A 9,487-nucleotide genomic window follows, 5' to 3' on the forward strand; every position below is an offset into this window, starting at 1 on the left:
TCTGGTTCAGCCCTCGTCCACAACGCGGACGAGATGCTGGACGGCAGCGATCATGCCGCGCACTGAGGGGGTGTCCTCCAGCGTGCGCTGCTTGTGCATCTTGTTGAGGCCGAGGCCGACCAGCGTCGCTCGCTGCTCCTTCGGCCGGCGGATCGGCGAACCGATCTGCTCGACGGTGATGGTCTTGGTTGCTTTCTTGGCCATGGTCAAAATCCTGGTCAGCGTCGACTATTCTTCGGCCGCAACGGCGGTGCCGCGGCGGGCCTGAAGGGTCGAATACTTGATGCCGCGCGCAGCAGCCACGTCCTTGGGATGCATCTGGCTCTTCAGCGCGTCAAAGGTGGCGCGAACCATGTTGTACGGGTTCGACGAACCCATCGACTTGGCGACGACGTCATGCATGCCGAGCGTCTCGAAGACGGCGCGCATCGGGCCGCCGGCGATGATGCCGGTACCCTGCTTGGCAGCGCGCAGCAGAACGCGTCCGGCGCCCCAGCGTCCCTCGACGTCGTGGTGCAGCGTACGGCCCGAACGCAGCGGCACGAAGATCATGTCGCGCTTGGCCGATTCGGTCGCTTTGCGGATCGCCTCAGGCACTTCGCGCGCCTTGCCGTGACCGAAGCCGACGCGGCCCTTCTGGTCGCCGACAACGACGAGTGCTGCAAAGCCGAAGCGCCGGCCGCCCTTGACGACCTTGGCGACGCGGTTGATGTGGACGAGCTTGTCCACCATGCCGTCGTCGCGCTCTTCGCGATCACGGCCGCGGCCGCCATCCCTACGTTCCTGTGCCATATCCTGTTCCTTGTTTTTTTCCGGAAGCACGGTTGATGATGATATCCGGCACCTCTGTGGGTTGCCGGGGGCAAAACTCATTTTTCCTTCGCATGATCTTATCCGAAAAGTCTGCAACTTTTTGCTGCGCTGACCTCCGGTTCGGGATCATGCTTTAGAAGCTCAAGCCGCCTTCACGGGCGGCCTCGGCCAGCGCCTTGACGCGGCCGTGATAGATGTACGGTCCACGGTCGAAGACGACTTCCTTGACGCCGGCCTTCGAAGCGCGCTCGGCAATCAGCTTGCCGATTGCCACTGCGGCGGCAGTGTCGGCACCGGTCTTGAGCGAACCCTTGAGGTCCTTCTCCAGCGTCGAGGCGGCAGCGATTGTGTGGCCCTTGGCGTCGTCGATCACCTGGACGTAGATGTTCTTCGACGTGCGGTGGACCGACAGCCGCGGACGCTCGCCCGCGACCTTCTTGATCTGGCGGCGGACGCGCTGAGCGCGGCGTTGTGTGGATTCTTTCGAGCCCATGATATCAGTTCCTTGCCTTCAAAAAACGGGGGCAACCCTGTGCGGTAGGACAAGCCTCCCGCGACCGCTCCCCGCGGCGTTAAAATTACTTCTTCTTGCCTTCCTTGCGGACGATCTTCTCGCCAGCGTAACGAACGCCCTTGCCCTTGTACGGCTCGGGACCGCGATATTCGCGGATCTCGGCAGCAACCTGACCGACCTTCTGCTTGTCGATGCCGGTTACGGTGATTTCCGTCGGCTTCGGCACGGTGATCGTGATGTCCTGCGGCGTTTCGTAGACGACATCATGGCTGAACCCGAGCGCCAGCTGCAGGTTCTTGCCCTGCATGGCGGCGCGATAGCCGACGCCGGTGATCTCAAGCTTCTTTTCAAAACCGTCCTTGACGCCCTGCAGGATGTTGACGATCTGCGTGCGCGACATGCCCCATTTGGAGCGAGCGGTCTTGGTCTGGTCGCGCGGCTGGACAGCGATCTCGCTGCCTTCCATTTTGACCAGCACTTCGTCGGTCACCACGAACTTCAGCTCACCCTTGGGGCCCTTCGCCGTGACGGTCTGGCCGTCGACGGTCGCGGTCACGCCCTGCGGCAGCGAAACGGGTTTCTTTCCAATACGAGACATTTTGTTGTCCTCGTCACTTCTCTTGTTTCAGGTCTCTGTTTTCGAACATGTGTCCGAAAACCGGATTCCACTTTCCGGGATCGCGCTCCAGATCAGAATATCTGGCAGAGGATTTCCCCGCCGACATTCTGTTCGCGCGCTTCGTGGTCGGCCATGACGCCCTTCGGCGTCGAAAGGATCGCGATGCCGAGGCCGTTGGCGACGTGCGGGATCGACTTCGCCGAAACGTAGACGCGACGGCCCGGCTTGGACACGCGGGCGATTTCGCGCACGACCGGCGCACCGTCGAAATACTTCAGTTCGATCTCGATTTCGGACTTGCCGTTGTCGAAGTCGGTCTGGCTGTAGTCGCGAATATAGCCTTCCGCCTTCAGCACGTCGAGGACGCGGGTACGCAGGCGCGAGGCCGGCGTCGAAACGCTCGACTTCTTGCGGCCATAAGCGTTGCGGATGCGGGTCAGCATATCGCCGAGAGGATCGCTCAATGACATGTTATGTCCTCCTTACCAGCTCGACTTGACCAGGCCCGGGATCTGGCCGTTATTGCCGAGATCACGAAGCGCGATGCGCGATACTTTGAGCTTGCGATAGTAGGCACGCGGACGGCCGGTGACTTCGCAGCGGTTGCGGATGCGGATCTTGGCCGAGTTGCGCGGCAGTGCCGCAAGCTTCAGCTGGGCGCGGAAGCGCTCTTCCATTGGCTTGGACTGATCCATGATGATCGCCTTGAGGGCCTTACGCTTGGCAGCGTACTGGTCCACAAGCTTGCGGCGCCTGTTGTTCTTCTCGACTGAGCTGGTCTTTGCCATTTCAGATTTTTCCTTTTCTCGCTGCCGTTACTGGCGGAAGGGGAAGTTGAAGGCCTTGAGCAATGCCCTGGCTTCGTCGTCCGTCTTCGCAGTCGTACAAACGATGACGTCCATGCCCCAGATCTGATCAACCTTGTCGTAATTGATCTCCGGGAACACGATGTGTTCCTTGATGCCCATGGCATAGTTGCCACGGCCATCGAAGCTCTTCGGATTGAGCCCGCGGAAGTCGCGGACGCGCGGCAGCGCGATGTTCACGAGACGGTCGAGGAACTCATACATGCGTTCCTTGCGCAGCGTGACCTTGGCGCCGATCGGCATCTTTTCGCGGACCTTGAAGCCGGCGATCGAGTTGCGCGCATGGGTGACGACGGCCTTCTGGCCGGCGATCAGCGCAAGATCTTCCGCCGCGATCGAAGGCTTCTTCGAATCGCCGGTCGCTTCGCCGACGCCCATGTTCAGCACGATCTTGTCGATGCGCGGAACCTGCATCTCGTTCTCGTAGCCGAACTGCTCCTGCAGAGCCTTACGAATGGTCTCGTTGTAGACCTGCTTGAGGCGCGGCGTGTTCTGGGCAGTCGCCTGCTTGGTTTGAGCCTTAGCCATTGATGACTTCTCCCGAGCGCTTGGCGACGCGCACCTTCTTGCCGTCCTTCTGGAAGATGAAACCGACACGGGTCGGCTTGCCATCCTTGGGGTCGGCCAGCGCGATGTTCGACAGTTGGATCGGCGCTTCCTTGGTGATGATCCCGCCCTCTTGGGACTGGGACTGCTTCTGGTGACGACGGATCATGTTGACGCCGCGCACCAGCGCGGTGTCTTCCTTCGGCTGCACCGAGAGGACTTCGCCCGAACGGCCCTTGTCCTTGCCGGCCAGCACGACGACCTTGTCGCCTTTTCTAATCTTCTGCATTGGTCCGGCTCCTTACAGCACTTCAGGCGCGAGCGAGATGATCTTCATGTGGTTCTTGGCGCGGAGTTCGCGCGGAACCGGTCCGAAGATACGCGTGCCGATCGGCTCTTTCTTGTTGTCGACGAGAACGGCCGCGTTCTTGTCGAAACGGATCACGCTGCCGTCCGGGCGGCGAATGTCCTTGGCCGTGCGAACCACGACCGCCTTCATCACATCGCCCTTCTTGACGCGGCCGCGCGGGATGGCTTCCTTGATCGACACCACGATGATGTCGCCCACGGAAGCGTATTTCCGCTTCGAGCCGCCCAGCACCTTGATGCACATGACACGACGGGCGCCGGAATTATCCGCGACGTCGAGGTTTGTTTGCATCTGAATCATGACTGGCCGCCTTTTTCTCTTCTAACGGGACGGGTTCTTCACCCTTCCCCGGTCTGTCCAAAATTCGTTTCGTTGCCCTGATCAGGCCTGGTCCGAAGACACGACGGTCCAGCGCTTGTCCTTGGAAATCGGCTTCGATTCCTGGATGAACACCTGATCGCCAACCTTGTGGGCGTTGTTCTCGTCGTGCGCCTTGTATTTCTTGGTCATGCGCACGGTCTTCTTCATCACGGGATGCGTGAAGCGCCGTTCGACCTTGACGACAACCGTCTTCTCGTTTTTGTCGCTGACGACGGTGCCCTGCAGAATGCGCTTTGGCATGGTTTTCGTCCTTAAGCCTTCTTAGCCGCGGACTTTTCCGCAGCGATGGTCTTGATACGCGCAATGTCCTTGCGGACCTGCCTCACGCGCGCGGTCTTCTCGAGCTGGCCGGTGGCCTTCTGGAAGCGCAGGTTGAACTGCTCCTTCTTCAGGCTGGCCAATTCGTCGGTCAGCTGGTCCTGGGTCTTGGTCCGGATGTCTTCGGCTTTCATGATCAGCCCGTCCTTATTCTGCGATGCGCTGTACGAAGCGCGTCCTGACCGAGAGCTTGGCCGCGCCGAGACGCAGCGCCTCACGGGCGGTTTCCTCATTGACGCCGTCGATCTCGAACATGATGCGGCCGGGCTTGACGCGCGCCGCCCAGTAATCGACAGCGCCCTTGCCCTTTCCCATGCGGACTTCGGTCGGCTTCGACGTCACCGGCACGTCAGGGAAGATACGGATCCAGACGCGGCCGGCACGCTTCATCTCGCGGGTGATCGCGCGGCGAGCCGCCTCGATCTCGCGCGCGGTGACGCGGTTCGGCTCAAGCGCCTTCAGCCCAAAACCACCGAAATCCAGATTGGTGCCACCCTTGGCGGCACCATGGATACGGCCCTTGAACTGCTTGCGGAACTTTGTGCGCTTTGGCTGCAGCATCGTTCTAACTCCAAATTCTCAACTGTCTCAGGCGTTTTCGCGACGGCGACCGCGTTCGCGCTCACCACCACCGCCATGCGCATGATCGCCCTCGGTGGCGCGGCGCTCCGAAGCCATCGGATCGTGCTCGAGGATTTCGCCCTTGAACACCCAGACCTTGACGCCGCAGATGCCGTAGGCGGTGTGTGCTTCGGCCGTGCCGTAGTCGACGTCGGCGCGCAGCGTATGCAGCGGCACGCGACCTTCGCGGTACCATTCCATGCGCGCGATCTCGGCGCCGCCGAGACGGCCGGCGCAGTTGATGCGGATGCCTTCGGCACCGAGGCGCATCGCCGACTGCACGGCGCGCTTCATGGCGCGGCGGAACGCGATGCGGCGCTCGAGCTGCTGGGCGATCGACTGGGCGACCAGCGTGGCGTCGATCTCGGGCTTACGCACTTCGACGATGTTCAAATGCGTCTCGGACTTCGTCATCTCCATCAGCTTCTTGCGAAGCTTCTCGATGTCGGCGCCCTTCTTGCCGATGATCAGGCCCGGACGCGCCGCATGGATGGTGACGCGGCACTTCTTGTGCGGACGCTCGATCACAACCTTCGAAATCGCAGCCTGCTTGAGTTCCTTCTCAAGATACTTGCGGATCTTGATGTCCTCATGCAGCAGCTGGCCGTACTCGCCGGTGTTGGCGAACCAACGCGAATCCCAGGTACGGTTGATGCCGAGACGCAGACCGATCGGATTGATTTTCTGGCCCATTATGCGGCCTCCACTTTTTCTTCGACTTCACGAACGACGATCGTGAGGTGCGAGAACGGCTTCTCGATACGGCTGGCGCGGCCACGGCCACGGGCATGGAACCGCTTCATGACGATCGACTTGCCGACATAGGCTTCCGCCACGATCAGCGCATCGACGTCGAGGTCGTGGTTGTTTTCCGCGTTGGCGATCGCCGATTCCAGCGTCTTCTTGACCGTGCCGGAAATCCGCTTGGCCGAGAATTCGAGATCGGAAAGCGCTGTCGCGACCTTCTTGCCGCGGATCAGCGCGGCAACCAGGTTCAGCTTCTGCGGGCTGATACGGATCGTGCGCAACACGGCGCGCGCTTCGTTGTCAGCAAGCCTGCGCGGAGCTTTGGCCTTGCCCATGATTATTTCCTCTTCGCCTTCTTATCCGCGCCATGACCGTAATAGGTCCGGGTCGGAGCGAATTCACCGAACTTGTGGCCGACCATGTCTTCGTTCACCGAAACGGGAACGTGCTTCTGGCCGTTGTAGACACCGAAGGTGAAGCCGACGAACTGCGGCAGGATGGTGGAGCGACGGCTCCACATCTTGATCACCTCATTGCGACCACCTTCACGAACCTTGTCCACCTTCTTGAGAAGGTAGCCGTCAATGAAGGGGCCTTTCCAAATCGAACGAGTCACTTGGCGTTACCTCTTCTTAGCTCTTGCGCTGATGGCGCGAGCGCAGGATGAACTTGTCGGTCGCCTTATTGGACCGCGTCTTCTTGCCCTTGGTAGGCTTGCCCCAAGGTGAAACCGGATGGCGGCCACCGGAGGTGCGGCCTTCGCCGCCGCCATGCGGATGGTCGACCGGGTTCATGGTCACGCCGCGGTTGTGCGGACGTTTTCCCCGCCACACAGTGCGGCCTGCCTTGCCGTCATTGATGTTGCCGTGGTCCGGGTTGGACACGGCGCCGACAGTGGCCATGCACGAGCCGTGGACGACACGCTGCTCACCCGAGTTCAGGCGCAGGATCGCCATGCCCTGGTCACGGCCGACGAGCTGGGCGTAACCGCCAGCCGAACGGGCAACCTGGGCGCCCTTGCCCGGCTTCAGCTCGATGTTGTGGACGATCGTGCCGACCGGCATCGAGGCCAGCGGCATCGCATTGCCCGGCTTCACGTCGACCGCTTCGCCGGCCACGATCTTGTCGCCGGCAGCAAGGCGCTGCGGGGCGATGATGTAGGACAGCTCACCATCGTCATACTTGATCAGCGCGATGAAGGCGCTGCGGTTCGGATCGTATTCGATACGGTCGACAGTTCCGACAATGTCGAACTTGCGGCGCTTGAAGTCGATGATGCGGTACGTACGCTTGTGACCGCCGCCGATGAAGCGGGCCGTGATGCGGCCGTAATTGTTACGGCCGCCCGACTTGGTCAGGCCTTCTGTCAAGCCCTTGACGGGCTTGCCCTTGTAGAGGCCCGAGCGATCGACGATGACCAGCTGGCGGGTGCCCGGCGTTATCGGGTTGAATTTTTTCAGTGCCATGTTTGTTGTCCTCGCGGTCTTGCTCAGAGACCCGTCGCGACGTCGATCGACTGGCCGTCGGCCAGCGTCACGATCGCCTTCTTGACGTCGCTCTGGCGGCCGATCGTGCCGCGGAAGCGCTTGATCTTGCCCTTGCGGACAAGCGTGTTCACGGCCATCACCTTGACGCCGAACAGCGCTTCGACGGCAGCCTTGATTTCCGGCTTCGACGCCTTCTTGGCGACGTTGAAGACGACCTGGTTCTGCTCGGAAGCCATGGTCGACTTTTCGGTGATCGCCGGCGAGACGATCACGTCGTAGTGACGAAGGTCTGTCATTTGAAGCGCTCCTCGAGAGCCTCGACGGCGGCCTTCGAAAGGACCAGCGTGCCGCGGCGCAAAATGTCGTAGACGTTGATGCCCTGGATGGGCAGCACGTCGATGTTCGGGATGTTCGTCGCCGCCAGCTTGAAGTTCTTATCGAGCTCGGCGCCACCGATCACCAGGGCATTGGACAGGCCCAGCGTCGCGAAATTCGCGATCAGCGCCTTGGTCTTGGCCTCGGTCAGCATCAACTCGTCGATGATGATGAGCGACGCGCTCTTGGCCTTGGCCGAGAGAGCATGCTTGAGGCCCAGCGCGCGCACCTTCTTCGGCAGTTCGTGCTCGTGGCTGCGGACGACCGGGCCGTGGGCCTTGCCGCCGCCGCGGAACTGCGGAGCGCGTGCCGAATGGTGGCGGGCGCGGCCCGTACCCTTCTGCTTGTACATCTTGGCGCCGGTGCGGGCGATCTCGGCGCGACCCTTGGTCTTGTGCGTGCCCTGCTGCTTCTTGGCAAGCTGCCAGCGCACGACGCGCTGCAGGATGTCCTCGCGCGGATCAAGGCCGAAAATCTCCTTGGAGAGTTTCACCTTGCCGGCGTCCTTGCCGCCAAGCGTTGTGATCTTGAGGTCCATTATTCCGCTCCCTCTGTGGCCGGGGCATCTACTGTGGCCGGGGCATCGTTCTTGGCGCCATCACTGGTTGCAATGACGCGGATTGCGGCGGGCTTCGGCGCATTGGCCGGCAGCGCAAACTTGGCCGCGTCGCGGACCAGGATCCACGCGCCCTTCGAACCGGGAACCGCGCCGCGGATCAGGATCAGGCCGCGATCGGCGTCGGTCGAGACGACCTCGACATTCTGCGTGGTGACGCGGGTGTCGCCCATGTGGCCGGCCATATGCTTGCCCTTGAACACCTTGCCCGGGTCCTGGCGCTGGCCGGTCGAGCCGTGGGTACGGTGCGAGACCGAGTTGCCGTGGGTCGCGCGGCCACCGCCCATGTGGTGCCGCTTGATAACGCCCTGGAAACCCTTGCCGATCGTGGTTCCCGTCACATCGACCTTCTGGCCGGCGACGAAATGATCGACAGTGATCTCGGCGCCGACATCGATCATGTTGTCGGCCGAGACACGGAATTCGGCAACCTTGGCCTTCGGCTCGACGGAAGCGGTCGCGAAATGGCCGCGCATCGCCTTCGACGTGTTCTTCACCTTGGCAAGGCCAACGCCGAGCTGGACGGCGGTATAGCCGTTCTTCTCCTGCGTGCGCTGCGCCACGACCTGGCAGTTCTCCATCTGGAGAACAGTGACGGGAACATGTTCCCCGGCATCGTTGTAGATGCGGGTCATTCCCACCTTCTTTGCAATCACACCTGAACGCATCGGTTCAATTCCTTTAGAGTTCCCTGTCGGGGCTGTCGCCCCTCCACGCCTCTTGTTCCTTCAGAGTCCCGGGTCGCCCCGCCCCTCTGGTTCCTTAAAGCTTGATCTCGACGTCGACACCGGCGGCAAGATCGAGCTTCATCAAAGCGTCGACTGTCTGCGGGGTCGGATCGACGATATCGAGCAGACGCTTGTGCGTGCGCATCTCGAATTGCTCGCGGCTCTTCTTGTCGACGTGAGGCGACCGGTTGACCGTGAACTTTTCGATCCGCGTCGGCAGCGGAATGGGGCCGCGGACGTTGGCGCCGGTGCGCTTGGCCGTCGACACGATTTCCCGCGTCGAGGCGTCAAGCACCCGGTGATCAAACGCCTTCAGGCGGATGCGGATATTCTGTCCGTTCATGCGTCACTTCCTTGTTCTGGCGCGGCGCGGGCAGCGCCCGCGACAGATCGGTTTAAGTCCAAATTACTCTTTGATGGTGACGACGATGCCGGCACCGACGGTGCGGCCGCCTTCACGGATGGCGAAGCGCAGCTTCTCTTCCA

The 9,487-nt window shown here is 61.6% G+C and carries 21 protein-coding genes; all 21 read right to left on the minus strand.

The window, feature by feature from the left end; translation table 11 throughout:
- Nucleotides 1-6 precede the first annotated feature (6 nt).
- Entirely contained in the window at nt 7-204 is a 198-nt protein-coding gene (gene rpmD / locus CIT31_RS23925; RefSeq protein WP_006205449.1) for a 50S ribosomal protein L30, read from the minus strand.
- A 24-nt stretch (nt 205-228) separates the two neighbouring features.
- Entirely contained in the window at nt 229-792 is a 564-nt protein-coding gene (gene rpsE, locus CIT31_RS23930; RefSeq protein WP_006333394.1) for a 30S ribosomal protein S5, read from the minus strand.
- 154 nt (nt 793-946) lie between these two features.
- Nucleotides 947-1,306 carry a 50S ribosomal protein L18 gene (rplR, locus tag CIT31_RS23935; protein WP_029352225.1) on the minus strand — a complete coding sequence of 120 codons (360 nt, stop codon included), beginning with the start codon at nt 1,304-1,306 and terminating at the stop codon, nt 947-949.
- Nucleotides 1,307-1,391: 85 nt separating this feature from the next.
- On the minus strand, nt 1,392-1,925 hold the full coding sequence (gene rplF / locus CIT31_RS23940; RefSeq protein ID WP_095520649.1) for a 50S ribosomal protein L6: 534 nt from the start codon (nt 1,923-1,925) through the stop codon (nt 1,392-1,394).
- Between the two features lie 92 nt (nt 1,926-2,017).
- Nucleotides 2,018-2,416: a 30S ribosomal protein S8 gene (gene rpsH, locus CIT31_RS23945; RefSeq protein ID WP_006205453.1), complete on the minus strand. Its 399-nt coding sequence runs from the start codon at nt 2,414-2,416 to the stop codon at nt 2,018-2,020.
- A 12-nt stretch (nt 2,417-2,428) separates the two neighbouring features.
- Nucleotides 2,429-2,734, minus strand: a complete 306-nt coding sequence (gene rpsN, locus CIT31_RS23950) for a 30S ribosomal protein S14 (protein ID WP_029352223.1) — start codon at nt 2,732-2,734, stop codon at nt 2,429-2,431.
- Between the two features lie 27 nt (nt 2,735-2,761).
- Nucleotides 2,762-3,340 carry a 50S ribosomal protein L5 gene (gene rplE, locus CIT31_RS23955; protein WP_023799287.1) on the minus strand — a complete coding sequence of 193 codons (579 nt, stop codon included), beginning with the start codon at nt 3,338-3,340 and terminating at the stop codon, nt 2,762-2,764.
- Nucleotides 3,333-3,647 carry a 50S ribosomal protein L24 gene (gene rplX / locus CIT31_RS23960; RefSeq protein WP_013531428.1) on the minus strand — a complete coding sequence of 105 codons (315 nt, stop codon included), beginning with the start codon at nt 3,645-3,647 and terminating at the stop codon, nt 3,333-3,335. Before rplX ends, rplE begins: the two co-directional genes overlap by 8 nt.
- A 12-nt stretch (nt 3,648-3,659) precedes the next feature.
- Nucleotides 3,660-4,028, minus strand: a complete 369-nt coding sequence (gene rplN / locus CIT31_RS23965; protein WP_006205457.1) for a 50S ribosomal protein L14 — start codon at nt 4,026-4,028, stop codon at nt 3,660-3,662.
- An 81-nt stretch (nt 4,029-4,109) separates the two neighbouring features.
- Nucleotides 4,110-4,349 carry a 30S ribosomal protein S17 gene (gene rpsQ, locus CIT31_RS23970; RefSeq protein ID WP_023799288.1) on the minus strand — a complete coding sequence of 80 codons (240 nt, stop codon included), beginning with the start codon at nt 4,347-4,349 and terminating at the stop codon, nt 4,110-4,112.
- A gap of 11 nt (nt 4,350-4,360) precedes the next feature.
- Nucleotides 4,361-4,561 carry a 50S ribosomal protein L29 gene (gene rpmC / locus CIT31_RS23975; RefSeq protein ID WP_023799289.1) on the minus strand — a complete coding sequence of 67 codons (201 nt, stop codon included), beginning with the start codon at nt 4,559-4,561 and terminating at the stop codon, nt 4,361-4,363.
- 13 nt (nt 4,562-4,574) lie between these two features.
- Nucleotides 4,575-4,988, minus strand: a complete 414-nt coding sequence (gene rplP / locus CIT31_RS23980) for a 50S ribosomal protein L16 (protein WP_023799290.1) — start codon at nt 4,986-4,988, stop codon at nt 4,575-4,577.
- 27 nt (nt 4,989-5,015) lie between these two features.
- Nucleotides 5,016-5,741, minus strand: coding sequence for a 30S ribosomal protein S3 (rpsC, locus tag CIT31_RS23985; protein WP_029352216.1), 726 nt, complete (start codon nt 5,739-5,741; stop codon nt 5,016-5,018).
- The gene (rplV, locus tag CIT31_RS23990; RefSeq protein ID WP_023799292.1) at nt 5,741-6,130 is read right to left on the minus strand and encodes a 50S ribosomal protein L22; all 390 of its coding nucleotides are present in this window, start codon (nt 6,128-6,130) and stop codon (nt 5,741-5,743) included. Before rplV ends, rpsC begins: the two co-directional genes overlap by 1 nt.
- Before the next feature lie 2 nt (nt 6,131-6,132).
- Complete coding sequence (gene rpsS, locus CIT31_RS23995; protein ID WP_006205463.1) at nt 6,133-6,411, minus strand: 30S ribosomal protein S19; 279 nt, start codon at nt 6,409-6,411, stop codon at nt 6,133-6,135.
- A 16-nt stretch (nt 6,412-6,427) separates the two neighbouring features.
- On the minus strand, nt 6,428-7,261 hold the full coding sequence (rplB, locus tag CIT31_RS24000) for a 50S ribosomal protein L2 (protein ID WP_095520650.1): 834 nt from the start codon (nt 7,259-7,261) through the stop codon (nt 6,428-6,430).
- A 23-nt stretch (nt 7,262-7,284) separates the two neighbouring features.
- Complete coding sequence (locus tag CIT31_RS24005) at nt 7,285-7,578, minus strand: 50S ribosomal protein L23 (protein WP_010909275.1); 294 nt, start codon at nt 7,576-7,578, stop codon at nt 7,285-7,287.
- Nucleotides 7,575-8,195, minus strand: a complete 621-nt coding sequence (rplD, locus tag CIT31_RS24010; protein ID WP_095520651.1) for a 50S ribosomal protein L4 — start codon at nt 8,193-8,195, stop codon at nt 7,575-7,577. Before rplD ends, CIT31_RS24005 begins: the two co-directional genes overlap by 4 nt.
- Nucleotides 8,195-8,941 carry a 50S ribosomal protein L3 gene (gene rplC, locus CIT31_RS24015; RefSeq protein WP_095520652.1) on the minus strand — a complete coding sequence of 249 codons (747 nt, stop codon included), beginning with the start codon at nt 8,939-8,941 and terminating at the stop codon, nt 8,195-8,197. Before rplC ends, rplD begins: the two co-directional genes overlap by 1 nt.
- Nucleotides 8,942-9,035: 94 nt before the next feature.
- Nucleotides 9,036-9,344 carry a 30S ribosomal protein S10 gene (rpsJ, locus tag CIT31_RS24020; protein ID WP_006205468.1) on the minus strand — a complete coding sequence of 103 codons (309 nt, stop codon included), beginning with the start codon at nt 9,342-9,344 and terminating at the stop codon, nt 9,036-9,038.
- 63 nt (nt 9,345-9,407) lie between these two features.
- A partial coding sequence (locus CIT31_RS24025; RefSeq protein WP_023796029.1) for an EF-Tu C-terminal domain-related protein occupies nt 9,408-9,487 on the minus strand: 80 nt, incomplete at its 5' end.

The organism is Mesorhizobium wenxiniae, assembly GCF_002284535.1.
GTDB lineage: Bacteria > Pseudomonadota > Alphaproteobacteria > Rhizobiales > Rhizobiaceae > Mesorhizobium > Mesorhizobium wenxiniae.